The organism is Pseudanabaena sp. CCNP1317, assembly GCF_034931345.1.
GTDB classification, from domain to species: domain Bacteria; phylum Cyanobacteriota; class Cyanobacteriia; order Pseudanabaenales; family Pseudanabaenaceae; genus Pseudanabaena; species Pseudanabaena galeata.
The window spans coordinates 1-21485 of the sequence record NZ_JAYGIF010000065.1; the positions used below are offsets into that span (position 1 = coordinate 1).

The 21485-nt window shown below is 42.2% G+C and carries 26 protein-coding genes; 18 read left to right on the forward strand and 8 right to left on the reverse strand.

Annotated elements, in window-relative coordinates; translation table 11 throughout:
• Nucleotides 1–166 precede the first annotated feature (166 nt).
• Nucleotides 167–955, reverse strand: a complete 789-nt coding sequence (locus VB775_RS14275; RefSeq protein ID WP_281006742.1) for a hypothetical protein — start codon at nucleotides 953–955, stop codon at nucleotides 167–169.
• Between the two features lie 400 nt (nucleotides 956–1355).
• Here VB775_RS14275 and VB775_RS14280 point away from each other — a divergent pair, with 400 nt between their 5' ends.
• From VB775_RS14280 to VB775_RS14295, 4 genes are all read left to right on the forward strand, one after another.
• Nucleotides 1356–2375, forward strand: a complete 1020-nt coding sequence (locus VB775_RS14280; RefSeq protein WP_281006743.1) for a phosphate/phosphite/phosphonate ABC transporter substrate-binding protein — start codon at nucleotides 1356–1358, stop codon at nucleotides 2373–2375.
• 101 nt (nucleotides 2376–2476) lie between these two features.
• Nucleotides 2477–3256, forward strand: a complete 780-nt coding sequence (locus VB775_RS14285) for a phosphonate ABC transporter ATP-binding protein (RefSeq protein WP_281006744.1) — start codon at nucleotides 2477–2479, stop codon at nucleotides 3254–3256.
• Nucleotides 3256–4059 carry a phosphonate ABC transporter, permease protein PhnE gene (phnE, locus tag VB775_RS14290; RefSeq protein ID WP_281006745.1) on the forward strand — a complete coding sequence of 268 codons (804 nt, stop codon included), beginning with the start codon at nucleotides 3256–3258 and terminating at the stop codon, nucleotides 4057–4059. The genes VB775_RS14285 and phnE overlap by 1 nt, the downstream gene beginning before the upstream one ends.
• Before the next feature lie 351 nt (nucleotides 4060–4410).
• Nucleotides 4411–5088, forward strand: coding sequence for a hypothetical protein (locus VB775_RS14295; protein WP_281006746.1), 678 nt, complete (start codon nucleotides 4411–4413; stop codon nucleotides 5086–5088).
• 100 nt (nucleotides 5089–5188) lie between these two features.
• Here the strand turns inward: VB775_RS14295 and VB775_RS14300 are convergent, their stop codons facing one another.
• A complete protein-coding gene (locus tag VB775_RS14300; RefSeq protein ID WP_281006747.1) occupies nucleotides 5189–5833 on the reverse strand; it encodes a 4'-phosphopantetheinyl transferase family protein in 645 nt (214 codons plus the stop codon).
• A 139-nt stretch (nucleotides 5834–5972) separates the two neighbouring features.
• On the opposite strand from VB775_RS14300, the gene VB775_RS14305 reads away from it, so the two are divergent.
• Entirely contained in the window at nucleotides 5973–6281 is a 309-nt protein-coding gene (locus tag VB775_RS14305) for a hypothetical protein (protein ID WP_281006748.1), read from the forward strand.
• 37 nt (nucleotides 6282–6318) lie between these two features.
• Here VB775_RS14305 and VB775_RS14310 read toward each other — a convergent pair whose 3' ends face one another.
• Nucleotides 6319–6594 (reverse strand): MoaD/ThiS family protein, encoded by a 276-nt coding sequence (locus VB775_RS14310; protein WP_190578634.1) that lies wholly within the window; start codon nucleotides 6592–6594, stop codon nucleotides 6319–6321.
• 210 nt (nucleotides 6595–6804) lie between these two features.
• Nucleotides 6805–7266, reverse strand: coding sequence for a hypothetical protein (locus VB775_RS14315; protein WP_281006749.1), 462 nt, complete (start codon nucleotides 7264–7266; stop codon nucleotides 6805–6807).
• 106 nt (nucleotides 7267–7372) lie between these two features.
• Here VB775_RS14315 and VB775_RS14320 point away from each other — a divergent pair, with 106 nt between their 5' ends.
• Nucleotides 7373–7510, forward strand: a complete 138-nt coding sequence (locus tag VB775_RS14320) for a photosystem II reaction center protein K (RefSeq protein ID WP_009627037.1) — start codon at nucleotides 7373–7375, stop codon at nucleotides 7508–7510.
• 217 nt (nucleotides 7511–7727) lie between these two features.
• Nucleotides 7728–7967 (forward strand): hypothetical protein, encoded by a 240-nt coding sequence (locus VB775_RS14325; protein WP_281006750.1) that lies wholly within the window; start codon nucleotides 7728–7730, stop codon nucleotides 7965–7967.
• Between the two features lie 30 nt (nucleotides 7968–7997).
• Here the strand turns inward: VB775_RS14325 and VB775_RS14330 are convergent, their stop codons facing one another.
• Nucleotides 7998–8996, reverse strand: coding sequence for a 2OG-Fe(II) oxygenase (locus tag VB775_RS14330; RefSeq protein WP_281006751.1), 999 nt, complete (start codon nucleotides 8994–8996; stop codon nucleotides 7998–8000).
• Between the two features lie 147 nt (nucleotides 8997–9143).
• Nucleotides 9144–10154, reverse strand: coding sequence for a signal peptide peptidase SppA (gene sppA / locus VB775_RS14335; protein WP_281006752.1), 1011 nt, complete (start codon nucleotides 10152–10154; stop codon nucleotides 9144–9146).
• Between the two features lie 150 nt (nucleotides 10155–10304).
• On the opposite strand from sppA, the gene bchM reads away from it, so the two are divergent.
• The 6 genes from bchM (at nucleotide 10305) to ispD (ending at nucleotide 15934) form a co-directional block, all read left to right on the forward strand.
• Nucleotides 10305–11015, forward strand: coding sequence for a magnesium protoporphyrin IX methyltransferase (gene bchM / locus VB775_RS14340; protein WP_281006753.1), 711 nt, complete (start codon nucleotides 10305–10307; stop codon nucleotides 11013–11015).
• 87 nt (nucleotides 11016–11102) lie between these two features.
• Nucleotides 11103–11783 carry a restriction endonuclease subunit R gene (locus VB775_RS14345; RefSeq protein ID WP_281006754.1) on the forward strand — a complete coding sequence of 227 codons (681 nt, stop codon included), beginning with the start codon at nucleotides 11103–11105 and terminating at the stop codon, nucleotides 11781–11783.
• Between the two features lie 235 nt (nucleotides 11784–12018).
• Entirely contained in the window at nucleotides 12019–12969 is a 951-nt protein-coding gene (hemC, locus tag VB775_RS14350; protein WP_281006755.1) for a hydroxymethylbilane synthase, read from the forward strand.
• A 306-nt stretch (nucleotides 12970–13275) separates the two neighbouring features.
• On the forward strand, nucleotides 13276–14787 hold the full coding sequence (gene ilvA / locus VB775_RS14355) for a threonine ammonia-lyase, biosynthetic (RefSeq protein ID WP_281006756.1): 1512 nt from the start codon (nucleotides 13276–13278) through the stop codon (nucleotides 14785–14787).
• 238 nt (nucleotides 14788–15025) lie between these two features.
• Nucleotides 15026–15244 (forward strand): DUF2839 domain-containing protein, encoded by a 219-nt coding sequence (locus VB775_RS14360; protein ID WP_281006757.1) that lies wholly within the window; start codon nucleotides 15026–15028, stop codon nucleotides 15242–15244.
• 3 nt (nucleotides 15245–15247) lie between these two features.
• Nucleotides 15248–15934 (forward strand): 2-C-methyl-D-erythritol 4-phosphate cytidylyltransferase, encoded by a 687-nt coding sequence (gene ispD, locus VB775_RS14365; RefSeq protein ID WP_281006758.1) that lies wholly within the window; start codon nucleotides 15248–15250, stop codon nucleotides 15932–15934.
• 23 nt (nucleotides 15935–15957) lie between these two features.
• On the opposite strand, the gene VB775_RS14370 is transcribed toward ispD, so the two are convergent.
• A complete protein-coding gene (locus VB775_RS14370) occupies nucleotides 15958–16410 on the reverse strand; it encodes a peroxiredoxin (RefSeq protein ID WP_281006759.1) in 453 nt (150 codons plus the stop codon).
• Nucleotides 16411–16505: 95 nt separating this feature from the next.
• Between VB775_RS14370 and VB775_RS14375 the strand changes: the two genes are divergently transcribed.
• The gene (locus VB775_RS14375) at nucleotides 16506–17033 is read left to right on the forward strand and encodes a hypothetical protein (RefSeq protein WP_281006760.1); all 528 of its coding nucleotides are present in this window, start codon (nucleotides 16506–16508) and stop codon (nucleotides 17031–17033) included.
• Nucleotides 17034–17111: 78 nt separating this feature from the next.
• Here the strand turns inward: VB775_RS14375 and VB775_RS14380 are convergent, their stop codons facing one another.
• Complete coding sequence (locus VB775_RS14380; RefSeq protein WP_281006761.1) at nucleotides 17112–17684, reverse strand: hypothetical protein; 573 nt, start codon at nucleotides 17682–17684, stop codon at nucleotides 17112–17114.
• A gap of 38 nt (nucleotides 17685–17722) precedes the next feature.
• Between VB775_RS14380 and VB775_RS14385 the strand changes: the two genes are divergently transcribed.
• From VB775_RS14385 to VB775_RS14400, 4 genes are all read left to right on the forward strand, one after another.
• Nucleotides 17723–18454, forward strand: a complete 732-nt coding sequence (locus VB775_RS14385) for an SDR family oxidoreductase (RefSeq protein ID WP_281006762.1) — start codon at nucleotides 17723–17725, stop codon at nucleotides 18452–18454.
• A gap of 750 nt (nucleotides 18455–19204) precedes the next feature.
• Nucleotides 19205–19972: a GTP cyclohydrolase I gene (gene folE / locus VB775_RS14390; RefSeq protein ID WP_281006763.1), complete on the forward strand. Its 768-nt coding sequence runs from the start codon at nucleotides 19205–19207 to the stop codon at nucleotides 19970–19972.
• Nucleotides 19973–20098: 126 nt separating this feature from the next.
• Nucleotides 20099–20680 carry a thylakoid membrane photosystem I accumulation factor gene (locus VB775_RS14395; protein WP_281006764.1) on the forward strand — a complete coding sequence of 194 codons (582 nt, stop codon included), beginning with the start codon at nucleotides 20099–20101 and terminating at the stop codon, nucleotides 20678–20680.
• Between the two features lie 174 nt (nucleotides 20681–20854).
• Nucleotides 20855–21271: a (2Fe-2S) ferredoxin domain-containing protein gene (locus tag VB775_RS14400; RefSeq protein WP_281006765.1), complete on the forward strand. Its 417-nt coding sequence runs from the start codon at nucleotides 20855–20857 to the stop codon at nucleotides 21269–21271.
• Nucleotides 21272–21485: the final 214 nt, after the last annotated feature.

Consider the following 21485-nt stretch of genomic DNA (forward strand, 5'->3'; position numbering starts at 1 on the left):
TTTGCCATTAATTCTTGTTTCTGTTGCTTTTTCTTCTTTTAATTGATGCAAATCTCTCCATTCTTAACTTAACGATCTGTTTTTGCTTGGATTTCGTTTCTCTTTCCCATCTCGTGAATAATACAGGCTAGACTTTCGCCATCGCAAGAATTCCTTCCACGTAACATCAGTAAATTGATTCCTTCGGTTTCACCAAATTAATCGCTCTCAATCCCGAAATTACCCCCGTACCAATCACTGCACCAGATAGCCCACGCATAGCATTTTCGACAGGAATAATCGGAATTAACATCTTCCAAATTGGTTCTGGCCAGTTAAATAGATAGTAAGTAAATGGAACTTGACTTAAGTGCGCCAATCCACAAATTGTCCAAGTTCCACCAAAAATACCGATCGCTACTTTCACAAAATTATTACTGCTAATTAATTTTGTGAATAATATTCGAGTTGGCAACAAAAATAGCAATATGGCTGACCAGTCGATAAAGGCTCCTGCGATAAAGGTATCTAGAGGAATACCATTACGGGCGATCGCTAAATAAGCATAAACGGCAAGTTCGATCGCAAACAGAACCGTTAAGCCCAAATACCAATATCTACGCTTTTGTCCAATTACCATTGCTCCTGCCGCAAAGCTAGCGATCACGGCTCCCCAAATAGCGATCGCGGGAACTCCTGCGGTATAGGGCGCGAGAAACACCCCGATGAGTGTACCGATGCCACTGGCTAAGGCTCCCGCTATGGGACCAAGCAGCCAACCAAGTAGCGGATAAATGCTCTGACTCAGGGGAATGCCTTTGCCTGAGCCAAGTACAATCGAAAAGGGAATAAATGCTAAGACAGTGACCACCGCCGCGAGGACAATAATATAGGCGATCGGAGCGCCATCGATGGCTGCCCCACCCATCGTTGTTACTTCGCGTTCTACACCTTCAGGGATTTTATTTTCGGTCATGGCGATTTAGACAAGCCTATATTAGCGATCTTTTTAGTATTTATAGCTATGGCCACCTGTATAAGGACAAATCAAAACCTAAATAGTGTGAGGCGACGCTTTGCGCCGCCTCACACTATTTAGAGAATGGCGACAGCTATGGTTTTCATTTTATCGCAAGTAGATAAAGGGCTTGACGCTGAGGCTCATTTGCAGGGCATTTTTTGGCATTGCTGACTCAATGTTGGGGCTTTAAAGTGAGTTCGATATAGCCATTTGCGCTCCTAAGCGATCGGCAAAATAAAAATGACTAGAAATTATCCATAAATTATTGACTTAAATTCTCAAATAGGTTTAAGCTACTTTTATTAGTTATTGCAAGTAATTCTTCTTAGTGTATTGACCGCTTTTCAAAAAATCAATGAAAAAAATTTCATGTTTACCTGCTAATCTTGCCGTAGTCGCAGGATTAGTATCCTTAATCGGCTTAACGGCTTGTACAGGAAATACCCCCAATCCTCCATCTCAGCCTAATGCGGCTCAGACTCCCGCAGCAACTACAGAACCAGCCAAAGAAACTAAAGCTACTCCCACTGAAACCGCACAGGCTCCGCTTAAGGAATTAACGATCGCCTTTGCAACCCGTCGTGACACTACAGATCTACAGACCAAAGTTGATAAGGTGTCGGCTATTTTATCCAAAGAGATGGGTATCCCTGTGAAAGGGATCATCGCCGATGAAACTGCCTCTGTAGAAGCACTCAAGGCTAATCGAGCCAATGTTGCCTTCGTCAGTGGTCGGGCAGCTCTCAAAGCGGAGCTACTATCGGGCGCAAAAATGTACTTAGCTGAGGTGCGTGATGACTATTCGGGTGGTAAGACCTATAACTCGATCTTTGTCGTGCCAGTAGATAGTCCGTTAAAACCCTTGGCAGATGCGACCCAAACCCTTGAGCAGTTGCGTGGTAAAAGTATGGCCTTTACATCACGTTCCTCTGGTTCTGGGTTCATCTTCCCTGTCAGCGAACTGGTGGGGCTGAAGTTTGTGGATGGTCCCGATCGCTTAGATCAGTTTTTCGGTAAAGTTACCTATGGCGATGGCTATAGTAGTGCCTTACAAGCTTTATTGCGTGAACAGGCTGATGTGGCGGTAGTTTCGGAATATGCATTACTGCCACCTTGGATTACCGAAGAAGAAGGCAAAAAATTACGGGTATTGCACCCAGTTCCTAATGTGCCAGCCCACGGCATTTCCATTGATGATAGTGTGCCTGCGGATCAAAGGGAAAAGTTGATTAATGCTTTCTTGAAACTGAATGAACCAGAAAATAAAGAGTTGTTCCGTAGTCTCTACAACTCAACCGAGATAGTCAAAGTCGATCACGAGCAACATTTGGCAACTATGCGGACTGCCATTGAAAGGGCTGGACTGAAACCATAACTGGCTTTTTCCTGTGAAGAACAAGGGGCTTAAGCCCCTTGTTCCTAATGTAATTTAGATTTTTTCTACGCATTTGATTCAAATTTCAAAACCTTAAAATTATGGAACCAATACCACACAGCAAGTCACCTGCGATCGCTTGCCAAAATCTTCGTACCGCTTATCAATCCACTTTAAAGCGTCCCATCTTGAATGGAATTGACTTGAAAATTAATCACGGCGAGTTTGTGGCTCTGCTGGGACTGAACGGCGCAGGGAAATCAACACTTTTGCGATCGCTAGTGGGATTAGTTCCTGTCAGTCAAGGCGAAATTCAGATCTGTGGGACGACTGTTCAGCCCAAACTAGTTGACGAAGTTCGTAAAAATGTGGGGTTTCTCGTGCAAGGGGGCGGCTTAGTCGATCAACTTTCTTGCTTAGATAATGTCTTGTGTGGATGTCTGGGAGATCTGAATACATGGCAAAGTCTGTGGGGATTTCCTAAACGCGATCGCCGTGTCGCGATGCAGTTACTCCAAAAAATGGGTTTGCAAGAACAAATTTATCAAAAGGCAAGACAACTCAGTGGTGGTCAACGTCAAAGGGTGGCGATCGCCCGTACTTTGATTCAATCACCGCATATTTTGTTGGCTGATGAACCCACCACAGGATTAGATGTCTCAGGTATTAATCAAGTGATGACTAGCCTACAGGAAATGAATCGCAAAGGCTTAACGGTTGTAGTGGTGCTGCATGATCTCGCCCTTGCTGCTCAGTACGCACAGCGAGCGATCGTTCTGCAAGAAGGGCAGGTCTGGTATGATGGGGATTGTCAAAATATGGATAGTCAATTTGCCAAGTTGCAAAATCTCTCCCTAGTTCCGTCCGTTAACGCCGCATAATGAAATTTTTTGATCGAATTCGTCCTTACGCCTCTAACCGCTACAATGTCTGGTTATTCAGAGTTTTAGCTATTATCGGTCTAGGTTGGGCGTATATTTGGTCATTACAAGGTTTAAAAATTGATCCCAAACTGCTCCAAACTAGTCTGCCTTACATGACAGATTTTCTGTCACGACTTTGGCCGCCTGATTTGAGCATTTTGGATGTGGCGATTAAGGCTTTGATTGAGACTGTGCAGATGTCGCTTTGGGGAACGACGATTGGGGCGATCCTCTCAATTCCAATTTCCCTATTGTCAGCGCAAAATCTTTCGCCATTGTGGTTACGCTGGATTGCGAATCTCTTTCAAAATACTGTACGTTCAGTTCCATCGATTATCTTAGGTTTGTTTTTTGTGGCGGCGACGGGTTTAGGTGCGCCTGCGGGAACTTTGGCTTTAGGAATTTATACGATTGGTTATTTAGCGAAGTTCTATCAAGAAGCGATCGAGTCCGTAGATAAGCGATCGCTAGAGTCTTTACAAGTGGGGCGTGCCTCTTGGTGGCAGATCGCTCAATACGGGATCATGCCGCAGGTTTTGCCACTATGTCTCGGTTATACGCTCTATATGTTTGAATACAATATTCGGGCTGCCTCGGTTTTAGGTGTGGTCGGTGCGGGGGGCATTGGGTTCGAGTTAGTGAGTTATATTCGTGGGTTTGAATATAACAAAGCAATGACAATGATGTTGGTGCTGTTGGTGGTGGTGACTAGCATTGATGCTATCAGTAGTCAATTAAGGAATAAGTTCAAATCCGATTAATCCCTAGTAAGGATTGGGGATTTAATAAACCGTGATTTCGATGCAAATATCAAACCCTAAATTTGGGGTGATCGCATAGAAATAAAAGTTTTGCTTAGGAAGTAATACCAAAACACAAAATGGCGTAGCCATTTTGTGTTTTGAAAAACCTTACTGGGGTTGGCTTTTAATTCATAAAAGTGTTGTCAAACTTTCGTGAATCAAAAGCCAAAGAAATGAAGGTGGCGCTTTGCGCCGCCTTCATTTCTTTGGCTTTTGATTTGGCTTAGGTAGCTCTTTGATTGCTATAGCAACTCAAGTTTAGGGTTTTAATGTAGAATGGGGATACATAATTTTTCCTAAATTATCCTCATGGAAATAGCGATCGCCCTATTGCAGCATTACAGTTTTGATCTTGGTGGGTATACCATTAGGGATTTGACTCGTGCATGGGGCAGTTTTAAGCCTGAATGGGTACGCCAAGCTGTTATCGAATCACTGTTTCAAGGAAGATATAAAGCAGTCTCTGTTGATCAAATTTTGCATCTATGGGAACGCAAAGGGGAACCAAATTGCCGCTACAATCGAGAATTTGAGCGTTTAGTTTGTGGTGATGTAGCCGTGATTTATGAAGATCGGATTTTTTACACGCCTCCACATACTTCCAATCGAGAAACGGCGATCGTCGAAATTCCTCCATTTAAAGCTATAGAAGAATCAAATCCACCACTTCCATTTCCACGCCGCTCAATGATGGGAACTGCAAAGATTGCTAAAGCTGCTCCTCAAATTGCTGAACCAAAACCGCAAAAATATCCTACTCGGCTTACCACACCTTCGGGAATGACAGCCCCCGCAAAAGTTTATCCTCCAACTTCAGAAGCTGAGTATTCTGAAGTCTATCGCTCCGCTTATGAAAATATGACTTTACTTGCTGAGTCTTCAATGTTTGTCGATAAGTTGCGATCAATGTGTAGCGATCGCTTAGTTCTACCAGTTCCTGAAATTGGTTCTGAAATTGATAAAGTAGAAGTGGCAATTGAGAATTAGATTCTATACTTATCAAGTTTTGCCTTGTCCGTTCATTTCTCAGCTTGAATAAAACCTAAGAATTGTTGGTGCAGCGCTACGCACTGCACCAACAAAATATCTATGCAAAACACAGAGCCGCAGAATAATTTAAATCTATTTGGAATTCTGAGGCAATTAGTTTTAGATTCCAGCTTTGAATTCGCAAAGTTTCACCCATAGGACTCTCTAGCAGTGGAGTCACATCCACCTGATCCAGAATATTGGCAATACCTTCCCCTGTTGCTTTCCCATAGGCTTCCTTGAGAGTCCATACTTGATAAAAAGCTATGTACTTGTCGCGATCGCATAAGTTGCTAATAACTTTCTGCTCTGAAGGTAAGAAGTAACGCTCAGCAATACTATCAACATCACATTGGGAATTAATAAATTCCAAATCTATACCTATCTCATCATCACTACACAATGCATAGATTGCTAAATCTTGAGAATGCGATAGATTAAAATGAAGCCCGTTGAAATTTTGAATGTAAGGTTTGCCGCGATCGCTATAACCAAACTGAATTGCTCTGGGTTCACAGCCTAGCCTTAACGCTAGAATTTCCCGTAAATTCCCTCTTGCCGCGACAAAATTGCGCTTGAGATATTCACGCTTGAAGCGATCAGCACGCGATCGCTCATCCTCTGAAAGGATCTGCCAAAGACGATCGCATTCAGTTTGTGAAATATCTAGTCTAGCTTGATAAAGTTGTAAGTCTTGATACATGACGACCAATTGACAATGGCGCGATCGTGCCAAAATCTAATAATAGCAAAGCAAAAAATGGCTGCGCCATTTTTTGCTTTAAAAAACCTTACTGGGTTTGATATAAACTTTTTGAACTTGAGATGGGATTAGAAAATCTATGAATTTGCCCCTAGTGATCGGCGCATTAATAGTCTCTTTACTGCTGTTGTGGTGGTTGCTGAGCGTCATTAAAGCTAGCTTCAAAACTGCATTTTTGTTAGTTGCCGTGATTTTTGCAATCCAAGTATTGACTGGTGTTGGTCCCCAGCAAATTTTTGCCCAAGTAGGTCAATGGATGGGTGACTCCATGGGAGGCTTAGGAAAATGGCTCCAGAATTGGGGGGACAAGGGCAAAGTTGATCCAGATCCTAAAAAACAATCACTAATTTGGTTGATGGAAATAGCGATCGCCTTGATTAACCCATGAAATAAAAGGGGATGCGTTGCATCCCCTTTTATTGTGATTAGCCCCCTGCGATCGCAGGAATGATACTTACTTCATCACCATCATTGAGGGCTGTATTAGCCCCATCCAGAAAGCGAATATCTTCGCTGTTGACATAAAAATTAACAAAACGACGGAGATTACCCTTTTCATCACAAATGCGGGCTTTGATCCCTGGGCAACTAGTTTCCAGTGAGTCAATAATTGCTTGAACAGAATCACCAGTACACTCGACAGTGGCTTGATTATTGGTCAATTGTTGCAATGGAGTGGGAATTAAAACTTTAACAGCCATATTTTTGGATCAATATCAATTCAGAGAACTTTGGACTTAGATTTTACCCAATCATATATAGCGCTCCTAAATGAGTTGTAAGATTTTGAGTGTTGAGAGAGTGCGCCCCTTCGGGGCGCACTCTCTCAACATATTTAGGATTGCTATAGATGCGGCGCTTTGCGCCGCATCTATATGGTTGGGTTTATATGTATTTTAACTTGAGTGCGATTAACGTCTGACTTTGCCAGCAAATCCCGAAGCTTTAAATTGCTTAAGCTCAAGAGGCTCAGGCTGTTCGGCGGGAATTGCTACCATAATTTCAAAATCACTTTTGCCAGCAGGAATTTCCTCAACTGCACCTAGTCGCGCTCTCTCAGGCATAGCATCATTACCATTCGCATCGTAGATCCGCCCAAAAATATCGGCATTGTACACAACTTTGCCCGATGGGTTGTCTGTATTTCCTTTAATCATGTAGCACTTTGCCGACATGATGCCGCCGCCTAGCACCATATTTTTACCTGCATCACCTGTGCATGGCTCGTAAGTAATATTAGTCAGTTTTATCTGCACATTTGCCCAAGCATCGGCGCTAAAGGCAAAGGTACAAATACAAAGTAAGAGAGACAAAACGGCAACATTGAAACCCTGTAGGAATTTTTTGATGTTTTTAGTCTTTGCGATCGCCATAAATAAACCTATTTTATAAACCTTTGGATAAAAAATTTTCAGACAAAAGAATGGCTTCTTTGACGTGGTAAAATTCATCTTAGCTCTTGAAGGAGGTCTATTTTTAATGCCACTTAGTCTATTGATTGCAACGTTACCTGAAGCGTATAGAATTTTCGATCCACTGGTAAACGTTCTTCCCGTTATTCCTGTCTTTTTCTTGCTACTCGCTTTTGTGTGGCAAGCAGCAGTTGGTTTCAAATAGGTTTCACTTTTAAGTCTTGACTTAATCAAAAAAACTTATAAAAAACTTTTAAGTACAACCTGTACGTTTGTACTGTCTCAATTTATAAAACAAAAACGATATAAGCAATCGGGGTAGCGGCAACGTTACCCCGATTGCTTATATCATCTGTCTTGAAAAGGCAGACACTTACAGCGCTTTGCGCTGTAAGCACTAAAAATATTATTTTTCATGAACTATGGAAACCCTTGGTCGCTGGACGAACAAATTTTTGATGTTCAATTTGTTCTTAGTATTTTTCTTTTTTGCGTGGTTGTTGGTTGCCCTCGGAGGCGAAACCCTAAAAATAAATCTTGGATTAGAACTATGGAGACAACTCTGGGAGCCATTGATTCAACCCGTGTTAGGTATTGTTATGGCTGGTGCGATCGCTAGTGGCATCATCTCTAAAGTTAAGCAAAAATTAGCGAAACCCTAGTCATCGAAAAAGGCGCTTTGCGCCTTTTTCCTATACATGTCTTACCCAGCCATTGATCGTGAAGCGACTATCGGCAAAATATTCTGATGGGCAACTGACGGGCAAAACTTCATGCATACAGTGGCTAGGAAAAAAGATGATCGTATTGTTAGTAGGCTGAATTACCTTGCGTGAGTCTGCGGCGACAGAGTAGCCATTTTCGATTTTGCTGTCATAGATGACTAATTCGCCACCAGTAAAAGACTTGGGTTCACGATAGTAGTAGTACACATAGGTCAAAATTCGTGAAGCGCAGTCTGGACTACCATTGTCATTATGAACCTTGTAATAATTGCCATGATTATGGGCAGTCATTTGTGACTCAATTTGTCCGATCGCAAAGTCTTTGATATCTAAGTGCTTGATGATCTGTGGTGATATTTTTCGTACTAGATTAACCATTAAATCTGAGAATTCAGGGAAATGGGCAAGATAAAAAGAGCGGCGATAGTTGGGATCGGAAGCTGAATTTGTAGTAGGAAGAAAATCAGGCTGTTTATTAATGGTGTAGCGTAACAAGTCATTTAGTTGACTTGCTGATAAAAAATCATCAATTAATGCATAGGGAGATGGAATTACCTCTACTTCTGGGGGAATCTTTAAAACAATAGAATCACTAAGTGTTGATTGCTTATAATCTGGAATTTCTGATACATATGTTGGTGCTTGGGAAAGAGCATCATTGTTATTTATTAATAAGTTTTGTTTTGTATTAATAGCCCAAAAGCTTTCTCCAAACTGATGATCGACTAATGTACATTCAAAGTTTCGCCAAGAAAATTTACAGTTTTGAGGTTGAGATAATACTTTTTTGTTCAAGCTATTAATGAAGGTTTCATCAAGGCTTAGTAAAAGTTTTAGCTCAGTGGTTGAAATCCAGAAACCCGAATCAGCAATATGCTTTACATTGTCAAGTCTTTGGATTAAGGAATTAACTTGACAATGAGTATCTTCAGAAATTATTTGGGGCTTTCGATGCTGCGCTTTCATAGGTTTAATGATTACTGTTATTTTATTTGAGCCATATCTCATAAGTACCTAGGTTTAATAAAACCAAGAACCCAAATAAGCGGAATCGCCCGCTTATTTGGGTTTTATATTTAATTATGCCTACCTACTTATACGGCTTAAATAACTCTAGTTAGACCAGCTTGGCATTAATAAAATCGGTGGATCATAACTGCTTGTTTGCATATTGCGACTAGTTAGTTTTGACGTTAGCTGATCAGCGATCACCCCAGAGATCCTGTCATTACCAGTGATATTTAAAAATGGCAAAGCAATGTTGACATTAGCTTCACTGAGCAATTGATCTAATAGTCTTTCAAAGGAAGCTGGAGTCTTACGAATTGGTAATTCTCTTGTTTCTGGCAAATTGAATTTTTTTCTAGATAAACTACGCAAATCTGCGATCGCTACATCTAATGTTCCTATGGCATCAACTAGCTTATTATCTTTAGCCTGTTGTCCAGTATAAAGTCGCCCATCCGCTAGCTTACGAACTACCTCTAAGTCTAGTTTGCGACCTTTAGAAACGTCGGTGATAAATTCTTGGTAAGTACTTTGTAGGATATCTTGCAGGAGTTGACGCTCAGGATCGCCTAGTTCGCGAAATGGCGAAAAAATATCTTTGTAGGGACCAGTTTTGATCGTTTGTGATTGGATTCCCACCCGATCTAATAATTCTTTAGCATTAAAACCGCTTAAAATCACGCCGATACTGCCTGTTAATGTACCAGCATTCGCATAAATCTTAGTTGCTGAACTTGCGGCATAGTAGCCGCCACTGGTCGCTTGATCGAGCATACTTACGACAACGGGCTTTACTTCACTTAAGTCCTTAACGGCTTGGTAGAGTTCTTTGCTTGCACCTACCGTTCCCCCAGGGCTGTTAATTGATAGCAATACGCCTTTAACAGATTCGTCTTCAATTAATTCACGTAGGCGATCGCGTACTGCCATTGCCCCTGATGACGAAGCCCTTGCTCCTGTAATCGCCCCATCTAGTGACACTAGTTCGAGGCGATCGCGATCGAGTACTTTCTTTAAATTCAACTCTTCATCCATTTGGCGACGCTGGATGCCAAAAGTTGCCGAGATGAAACAAATTGCGACTAAGACGAGAGCAATGATGCGATTAAGTTGCATAGGGAATTTTTGTGGCGGCTGCTTTAGTTTAGTATAAAACCCAGAAAGTATAGGTAGTGCATCGTGTCGCCTATACTTTCTGGGTTAAAATCATCATCTGTAACAAAACTACTAATTTAAACAGCTTTTTTGTAAGCTTTCTTCACAATCATGGCTAATAAAGCGCTCAACAATCCCTCAACTAAAGCATCTCCTAAAGATAAAGAAATAGTTCGCGATTATTTTAATTCCACTGGCTTTGATCGCTGGCGGCGGATTTATGGCGAAGGTAGTGATGTCAATCGAGTGCAACGCGATATCCGTACTGGACATCAACAAACTGTTGATTATGTTTTGAACTGGTTTAAAAATGACAAGAATGCCGTAAATCAAACGGTCTGTGATGCGGGTTGTGGTACTGGTAGTTTGAGCATTCCCCTCGCGGCAATGGGCGCAAAAGTATATGCCAGCGATATTTCCGAAAAGATGGTGGGTGAAGGCAAGAGCCGCGCTAATGATCCTGAAAACCCTGTTTTTGAAGTCAAGGATTTAGCTGCATTGTCTGGACAATACGACACTGTAATCTGTCTGGATGTCTTGATTCATTATCCTGATCTTGATTCCGAAGTGATGATTGCTCATCTAGCCTCTCTTGCCAAATCCCGCTTGATTCTCAGTTTTGCTCCTAAAAATCCTTACTATGTGCTGATGAAAAAAGTAGGCGATATGGTTCCTGGTCCTAGTAAGGCAACTCGCGCCTATCTACACAAGGAGTCTGATGTGCACCGTGTTCTTCAGAAGCTAGGCTTCACGATTAAGCGTAAAGAATTTACTGCCACCTCATTTTATTTCTCTCGCTTAATCGAAGCTGTCCGCAATTAACTAAAAAAATCACCGCCTCTCGGCGGTGATTTTTTTAGTTATAGAACAATCTCATATAATTTACAAAAAGACTGCCGAAATAAAATTATGCCTGTCCTTAACGCCAGCACCTTGACACTAGATCAGGTCTATTACCATCTTAAATTTCAAAAATTATCCTACGGCTCTTTTATATCTTTACTTCAGCTAGAGCCATTATCAGAATTTGAATGTGCTGAGCTTAGACAAATTCGTATTGATTTTGAAAGCTATCTTAACGACGGAAAAGTGCTTGAGAATATGGTGATGGCTTTAACGGTAATGCCATTGTTGAGGCTAGCAGGTTTTTATCGCGCTCCGATCAAAATGCGAATGGAACAGGAAATAGGTCGGCTTAATATTGAAGATGAAGATATTAGTATCACAGGTAGATTAGATCTGATTTGTATTAATAAGAATCGTCCTGCGATTAATGATATTGCTTTTTGGATTTTAGCGATCGAGGCGAAAAATACGAGTATCAGTGCATCGGAAGGCTTACCACAATTACTTACCTATGCCTATAAAAGTTTAGAACAGCAAAAATCCGTTTGGGGATTAACTACCAATGGAGTGTATTACGAGTTTTTCTATATTCAGCAAAATCCTCAAAATGCTTCATCTCCAACTTATCAACCCTTGCCATCTCTACATCTGATGGAGCCTGAGTCCTCAGAAAAGTTGCTGCAAGTCTTAAAAGCCATTTGCAAATTGCAGAATAGTGTGAACAATTTAACTGCGGCAATTTAAAAGCTAAAAACTAAGAAAGTATGGCAGCGCTTTGTAGAGCTGAATGCTTTTAGATTTTAAGCTGTAAGAATTCTTTACATTTTATATTTAGGCGATCGCATAGAAATAGCTGCAAAACCTGTTTGAATAGAAAATAGTGCTTTTAACTAAGTAGGGGCGGCGCAAAGCGCCGCCCCTACTTACCTTTAAATTTCTATTGTTTTAATTAATTTTCATATTATTTTTAGTTTATCCTATGGTTGCATCATCAACAGTTCGCATTAGTTCTCGCAAAAGTCAGCTAGCACTGGTACAGACGCATTGGGTACAAGCGGAACTAAGCAAAGCACATCCTGATCGCCAGTTTGATGTCGTCACCATGAGTACACAGGGCGATAAAATCCTTGACGTGGCATTAGCCAAAATTGGAGATAAGGGCTTATTTACTAAAGAATTAGAAGTCTCAATGCTGACTAAGGAGTCAGACCTTGCAGTACATAGTCTTAAAGATTTACCAACTCATTTACCAGAGGGACTAATTCTTGGCGCAGTAACTGAACGTGAAGATCCTGCCGATGCCTTAGTAGTCCATGAAAAGCTTAAGGACAAAACCCTCGCAACTTTGCCATCAGGTACTGTAGTTGGTACATCTTCACTGCGTCGCTTAGCTCAGTTACGCCATTACTATCCTCACCTCACCTTTAAGGATGTACGAGGTAACCTGAATACGCGCTTACAAAAGCTCGATTCTGGTGAGTACGATGCGCTAATTCTTGCGGCCGCAGGTTTGCGTCGTTTGGGAATGGGCGATCGCGTACATGAGGTCATCGATGGAGAAATTTCACTTCACGCGGTCGGACAGGGTGCGTTAGGAATTGAGTGCCGTGCTGAAGACCCCGATATCTTGGCTTTGTTTACACCAATCATCCACTATCCCACCACACAACGCTGCCTCGCTGAGCGTGCTTTCTTGCGTGAACTTGAAGGTGGTTGTCAAGTTCCTATTGGTGTGAATACTTCCATTACTGCTGATAAGTTAACTCTTAAAGGAATTGTCGCAAGTCTTGATGGGCTGACTCTAGTTAAGGGCGAAGTAACAGGCGATCTGACTAATCCTGAAGCGATCGGAGCAGAACTTGCTGACGACTTAAAATCTAAGGGCGCTCAAGACATTCTCAATAAGATCTTTGCTGAAGTGCGTGCTTAGGGACGCATAGTAAAGAACCAAATTTTTGTAGCACGGCAAAGCCGCGCTACAAAAATTTGGTTCTTTATTTAGCAGAGACTCTAGTACTAATTCACGAAAGTGTGACCACACTTTTGTGGGTTAATAACCAAATCCAGTAGGGGTTTTAAAACAGAAAATGGCTTAGCCATTTTCTGTTTTGGTGTAAGTTCGTGCTTTAAAATGCGAAAAAGAGAGTAAAATTGTAAATTCCCAAACAAATTTTTATAGGTTGTAGTACTCATAGCACAGCAACCTATAAAAATCAATAATTGAGTTGATAGCGTTGTGCAGTCTGACTATTTAGAACGAATTCTCAAAGCTCGCGTGTATGATGTCGCGCAAGAATCTCCCTTAGAATTGGCTCCCAATCTATCGGCAAGATTAAATAATCGACTGTTACTTAAAAGAGAAGATATGCAATCTGTCTTCTCCTTTAAGTTACGTGGTGCTTATAACAAAATGGCGCAATTGCCCCATGATTTGCTCATGAAAGGTGTAATCGCTGCGTCAGCAGGAAATCATGCTCAGGGCGTGGCTCTTAGCGCTCGCGAGCTAGGTACAAAAGCGATTATTGTCATGCCTGTGACTACACCACTGGTGAAAGTAAATGCCGTAAAAATGCGTGGTGGTGAAGTAGTTTTGCATGGTGACACCTATGATGATGCCTATGCCTATGCCCGTCAACTGGAAGCAGAAAAGAATTTAACTTTTATTCATCCCTTTGATGATCCTGATGTAATTGCGGGACAGGGAACGATTGGTATGGAGATTTTGCGCCAATATCAGAAGCCAATCCATGCGATTTTTGTCGCGATCGGTGGTGGTGGATTGATTTCAGGTGTGGCAGCCTATGTGAAGCGATTACGTCCTGAGATTAAAATCATTGGTGTGGAACCTGTGGACTCTGATGCGATGTCGCGATCGCTTCAGGCTGGACATCGAGTGCGCCTTGAGCAAGTTGGTTTATTTGCTGATGGGGTGGCAGTGCGCGAAGTTGGTACAGAGACATTTCGGCTTTGTCAGCAATATGTCGATGAAATCTTGCTAGTTGATACCGATAATACCTGTGCAGCGATTAAGGACGTTTTTGAAGATACACGCTCGATTTTAGAGCCTGCTGGAGCCTTGGCGATCGCAGGTGCGAAGGCTTATGTTGAGCGTGAGGGCATCGCAGGACAAACGCTAGTAGCGATCGCCTGTGGTGCGAATATGAACTTTGATCGCTTGCGATTCGTTGCCGAACGTGCCGAATTAGGCGAAAACCGCGAAGCCATTTTTGCGGTAACCATTCCTGAACAGTCGGGAAGTTTGCGGAAGTTTTGCGAACTGCTGGGCAAACGGAACTTAACTGAATTTAGCTATCGGATTGCCGATCAAGAAATTGCTCATATTTTTATCGGTGTGCAGATTGTCAATCGTGCTGATGCCGCAAATCTAGCAACCACTTTTGCAGGGAATGGATTTACGGCGATCGAGATTACAGATGATGAACTGACGAAACTACATTTGCGCCACATGGTCGGCGGGCGATCGCCTCTTGCAAATAATGAGTTACTCTATCGCTTTGAGTTTCCTGAGCGTCCAGGAGCTTTGATGAAGTTCGTCGGCTCCATGAGTCCTAATTGGAATATTAGCTTATTCCATTATCGAAACAATGGTGCAGATTATGGAAGGATTGTTGTGGGTGTGCAAGTACCACCATCAGAAATGGAAGAGTGGCAAGCATTTGTCGATACTCTTGGTTATCGCTATTGGGATGAAAGCCAAAATCCAGTCTATAAGCTGTTTTTAGGTTGAGTTTCGTTTGCTAAGTAGCTCACCATAATTAAACCCTAAAACCAGAAGCTGTCCCGCCCGCGTAGCAGGCGGGACAGCTTTCTAGGTTTTTAGTTTACTTATGCCTAGCTACTTATTGATATTATTTAGGGACGCGCAGTTAAAATAAAGAATCATCTTTTTTGTAGCATGGCTTTGCCATGCTACAAAAAAGATGATTCTTTATCACAGCAATTGTTAGTTTAGGAGCATATATTTTATGGGCGAGTCAAAACGCCGTAAGCAGGTATTAGGTGAGGACTATGGTAAGACTGAGCCGATCGCATCTTGGATACCTTTCTTAACCAAAGACAAGGCAAATAAATTTGTCGAAGTGTCTACCCAAGCGGCTTGGTACGGTATTGGTGCAACCGCCTTAATCTGGGTGACGATTCGGTTTATTGGTCCCGCCTTTGGTTGGTGGCATCTTGCCGATTAACCTATGACCTGTCATTTATTAATTCCTGCGGCAGGTAGCGGCAAACGCATGGGAGCCGATTGCAATAAGTTGCTATTACCTTTACTCGGCAAGCCAATTTTGCAATGGACTCTAGAAGCAGCGATCGCTTCTGAGGCGATCACTTGGATTGGCGTGATGGGACAACCCCATGATTATCCAGAGTTTCAAAAGATTTTTAATGAGATCAGTCTACTGAAGCCAATTCGACTGATTCAAGGTGGAGCAACTCGTCAAGCTTCGGTATTCAATGGTTTAAAAGCTTTGCCGATAGATTGCGATCGCGTCTTAATCCATGATGGCGCAAGATGCTTGGTGACACCTGAGTTATTTGATCGCTGTGATCTCGCTTTGCAAGAGATGCAGGGTTTTATAGTGGCTGTACCAGTCAAAGATACGATTAAAGTCGTCGATGGCTTGACCATTGTCGATACCCCTAACCGCGATCATCTTTGGGCAGCGCAAACCCCCCAAGGTTTCCAACTAGACGTAATCAAAAATGCTCATCTTACCGCCTTGGAACTGGGATGGGAAGTCACCGATGATGCGGCTTTATTAGAAAAAGTTGGCTTAGCAGTACAGATCGTGATGGGTGAAGAAACTAATCTCAAAGTGACTACACCTCAAGATTTAGCGATCGCTGAATTTATTTTAAAACAACGTAATAACTAAAAAAAGGCGCAAAGCGCCTTTTTTTAGACCTTGAGACTTCTCAGTACAACCAAGAGTTCGGAATCTTCACGCTTAAAAACTGGCAGAAATTCGATATGTTTATAACGGATGATGCCATGAATATCGATGATGCAATAGGCGCGTTTACTGCCAAATAAACTGGAAACCCCGTACTTTTTGCAAACCTCTTGGTTGCGATCGCTTAGCAAGGGAAACTGTAAACCTAGCTTTTTAGAAAACTCAATATGCTTCTCAATTGGATCGGTACTAATGCCAAGGATTTCTGCTCCAGCTTCCCGAAATTTTGTCCAATCATCTGCGAAACATTGCATCTCACTGGTGCAAAGCGGAGAGAAATCTCCTGGATAAAAGGCTAGTACAACATTGGTCTTACCTTCGTAGCGGCTGAGGGTAATATCACCGCGATCGCTAGGTAAAGTAAAATCTGGAGCTTTTTGACCGACTTCGACAGACATAGAGTTTCCTGTATTACCTTTTGATTTGGGGTTTAGACTGGAGCATAGTATTTGGTTCACAGCCACTCATCATCTTATCAACAATACTACCTACCATGGAAAGCCCTGACATTAATTCTCCTAGTCACGCCATAACCATTCATCTATCTAGTGAACTCTATGAAAGCTTGGTCGAAAAAACTAAAATTACTGGTAAAACGGAGTCAGAGTTGGTAATTCAGGGTTTACATTATATTTTGGGTAACAGGTTAGGATCAACTTTTGTTCAACAAGAAGAACTTGAACGCTTTTCAGCCTTAGAAGCTACCCTAGAGCAAAAACTCAAGCAATATGTAGAACATTTAATTAAAGATCGAGTTTCATCATCGGAGTTGGTTGAGACTTCATCTCAAGGCAGTCTTAACCACGATTTAGACTACAAGAGAAATATGCCTATCCCCACGATTCGACCATTACAAGTTGGCGATCGCGTGTTGATTTTGGAACCAGATAGTCCTTATTACATGGCAAAGTTGCTGGTGATCAGGACTAGTTTAATTCGAGCAACGGTGGATACGGAAACAGGCGAGAAAACATTTTTAAAACGAGATTTGCGATTTGTGGAATCTGCCAATGAAGAGTGATACCAAAAACACAAAAGTGTGACGACACTTTTGTGTTTTTGGATGATTTGTATGATGGGTGGCGCTTCGCGCCGCACATCATTTTTTGTTTTTGGGTGAAATCTTTGGCGATCGCAAGACTTTAATAATAGCTAATCCTGTAATAGCGCCATAGATTAATCCTTGCAAGGCACTAGCCAAGATGGTTGACTTCGACATATAGCCGTAATACAGCCCCAAGGTACTTAGAGACAAAGCGAGTGGACTGGCAAACAACCACAGTCCCGCCGCCCGAAATGATTTGAGTAACTGCCATTGGCAAATACCTACAGTCACACCAATAATCGCAAAATCAATCATCAAAATCGAGGGCGATGGCAAGTTCTGCCCCTGCGATCGCCATGATAGGGATGGCACAAAAAAGATAATCATCAGTCCGACAGTCCAACCACATAGAGTTAATGGCAACCACCATCCCTCCTTGGTAAAGCGATCGCGCAAAACTACCGACTGAGCGATGGCAATCCCCACGGCATGTAGTATTTCATTGAGCAAAATACGCGATCGCAGATCGTAAGGATCTTGCCAAACGAGGATCGGTAACATCGCATTGCCAATAATATTTGCAATTAGCCATAGCCACCAAAAGCTCTTTCCTACTTTTTTTGACATAGACTTTTGACATAGACTAAAGGAAAACAAGTTAAACCATGACAGATACAGTATCAGCTAAATTAACAGGTAAGAAAGCGATCGTTACTGGAGCAAGTAGTGGTATCGGCAAAGAAGTAGCGTTGCGACTATTACAAGCTGGCGCACAGGTCAGTCTGGTTAGCCGCCATCCCGATCACGTTCTTAGCATACCCGCAGGCAGTAATGCTAAAGGCTATGCCATAGACCTCGGTGATATTTCTCAAGTTGCCACAAAGATGCAAGCGATCGTTACGGAGATGGGCGGCGTAGATATTTTGATCAATAATGCAGGTATGGCGTATATCGGCGAATTAATTGATATGCCTCTGACCGAATGGCAGAAGTTGTTTGACCTGAATCTCACCAGTGTATTCCAATGCTTACAGACTGTATTGCCAACCATGCGATCGCAAAAGAGCGGCACGATTATTAACGTGGCTTCGATCGCAGGTAAGCAAGGTTTTCCCAATTGGGGCGCATATTGCGCGAGTAAATTTGCGCTATTGGGTTTGACACAGGCGATCGCCGCCGAAGAACAACCCCACGGCATCAAAGTTATGTCCATCTGCCCTGGTTCAGTCGATACGCCTCTATGGGATACCCTCGGCGATAAAGTACCACACAGCTTTAATCGAGCCGCTATGCTTCGACCTGCCACGGTCGCTGAATCGATCATGACTTTAATAAATCTACCTGCCGATGCAATGATCAATGATCTTGTGCTAATGCCCAACGCAGGAACTTTTTAAATTCCAGCAAAAGGCTTTGGTTTGATATTTATTTAGTCATTAAGAGAGTGGCGGCGCTTTGCGTCGCCACTCTCTTAGTAACGTGAGTTCGGGATAAGCTACAAAATTTTAAAAGCCAAAACAGTAAAAGCATCGCGAAGCGAGGCTTTTACTGTTTTGGCTCCTAGAAATGGTTCGCGCCGCGAACCGTTTCTAGGAGCCAATTTGAAATTAACCCGAACTGAGGTTAAAAGAGGATTTGGAGACCAAATCCCTACACATTTTGTAAAGGTAGGGGCTTGGTCTCCAAGCCCCATTCTCAGCGTTCTACTGCATCTATAGCTGCCGTCGATAGTGTTAGGACAAAAGCAAAACCCAAGAAGAGAATGGCGGCGCGAAGCGCCGCCATTCTCTTCTTGGGTTTTATGTCCTTATACACTTGGCGACAGCTATATATCTTATGGATGGAATTAACTGAACCTTAACCCATAAGTGCCTAAGCCACGAAGGAATAGTTTAGAATTATGTAGGTATATTAAATAACGATTGAAAAAGTTCAATCTATTGAGAGAAGCAATAACTCCCACTGATCTGCGAATATGGGAGAATATATTAAATTTTATAGTTTGAATCGCTAGTTAAACACCTTTTTATGCTGGTAGTTTCGATCTGACTCAAACACGAAATTTTGATGTTTATTTACTGTTTTCTCCGCATTTTTTAGCCTCCTCCTTCTTAAGTTAATTCACTAGACATCTAGTAAGTATCACCATGACGATCAGTATCTCTCGCCCTGTTAATTCCACTTCTGAGAATGATTCAAAAGCCGCCAAAGTCCTTGAATCTCTACCCACCCGAAAGGCAATTTCGCAAGTTATTCGCGATCGTGTGATCGCGGCTGGCGATCCTTTTTTTGCCAATGACTCGATCTCCCATCACATTAGCGAAATCGAACGGGAAGAGTTAAAAAAAGAAATCGAAGGTAAACTGCAAGGCGTTTTTGACTCGTTGATTATCGATACTGCCAATGACCACAACACCAAAGAAACTGCCCGTCGGGTAGCCAAGATGTATGTGGATGAAGTTTTTAAGGGGCGTTATCATCCTATGCCCAAAGTTACAGACTTTCCCAATGCCAAGGAACTTGACGAAATTTATACTCTTGGTCCAATTACCGTGAGATCGGCATGTTCTCACCACTTTGTGCCGATTGTAGGGCAAGCTTGGATTGGTATCGTCCCTAGCGATCGCGTTATTGGCATCTCTAAATTTAATCGCATCGTAGATTGGGTGATGAGTCGCCCGCATATCCAAGAAGAGGCGGCAATCATGGTTGCCGATACGATTGAAAATCTGATTAAGCCTAAAGGTTTAGCATTTGTGATCAAGGCTCAGCATATGTGCATGACTTGGCGTGGAGTCAAAGAACCCGAAACCAAAATGGTTAACTCAATCGTGCGCGGTTCTTTCCGAAGTGACCCATCAATGAAAAAAGAATTCTTCGATCTGATTCGGGCACATGGCTTTGGCGATTCGTAAGATATTTTGCACTTGAGAAAAACCCAGAGATTAGGATCGGTACTTTGTACCGTCCCTAACCTCTGGGTTTTAATTTGTGATGGCTAGCATTTATAGTGTTCTGTAGAAGAATTTATATTGAAGATAATGAAAAATTGGCTGAAGCGATCTTTTGATTTCATATTATGTATAGCGATCGCAAGTTGTATAAGCCTAAGTATATTTCTGGGAACAGTATTGGGTGATGCTCAGCCTGTGCAAGCAAAACTTACCGATGATACTTACGACGGCAATATTTTTGCCCTCTATGGAGGCAATGGCTCCATTGTGCCACCTCGGATTAGCTTAGCTCAATCCCTTGAGATTGGTCGAGCGGCGATGCTGGTTTTTTATGTTGATGACAGTGCTGATTGCAAAAGATTTTCGCCAATTCTCAATTTAGCTCAAGGATTTTATGGTAAGACGATTAGTCTGATTGCAGTTCCTGTTGATAGCTTGGACTTACAACACAATAACTACACCCCCGCCGACGAAGCTTACTACTACAAAGGTACAGTGCCTCAAACAGTCCTAATTTCTGGTGAAGGCAAAGTTAGCTATGATCGCGAAGGGTTATTTGGCTTTGAAGAACTCGACTCGGCAATTCGAGATCTACTAGGGTTACCCGAAGCGCCGCCCGAATTAAAATTCCGCAAAACCGATAAAGTCATCAACGAATTGAATCCTTAATTTATCGCCCCCTAGCCCCCAATTCTGGGGGAAAAAGAAAATATATTCAAAGTCCCCCAGAATTGGGGGATTTAGGGGCTTAGATACATCGAAACGTAGACAGTTAGAATAGTGTGTACATGGTAGCGCCTCCCACAGGAGAAAAGAACCTAATTATTTGCCCTTTTTCCTTATATGGCAGCAAACCCAGAAATTATTACTCCAGATGTAGCGATCAATGACGATCTTGTAGATCTTGATTTGATTCGTCAACAGTTAGCAAATCGTGCTCAGCAATTATCAATTCCCCAGATCGAGAAGCATTTATTTTTATGTGCTGACCAGACTAAACCGCTCTGTTGTCAAAAAGAAGTCGGTTTGCAAGCATGGGACTATCTCAAACGGCGGATTAAAGAACTTGATCTCGAAGTCAAAGTATTTCGTACTAAAACTAATTGTTTGCGGGTATGCGATCGCGGACCAATTTTACTAGTTTATCCCGATGGCGTTTGGTATCACTCGGCAACGGCTGAGGTATTAGAGAAAGTACTTCAAGAACATATCATTGCTGGCAAAATCGTCTCAGACTACGCTTTTGTTGCACCTGCTTAAAATCCAAAAAAAGTAGCGGCGCGAAGCGCCGCTACTTTTTTTTGGATTTTAATACCAATTCACAGAAGTGTGGCAACACTTTTGTAAACTAAAAACCAAACCCTGTAAGGGTTTTGAAAGCACAAAATGGCGTAGCCATTTTGTGCTTTGGTATAACGTGAGTTCGATATAGCCATTTGCGGCGTGCGAAGCACGACGCAAATGGCGAAAAATG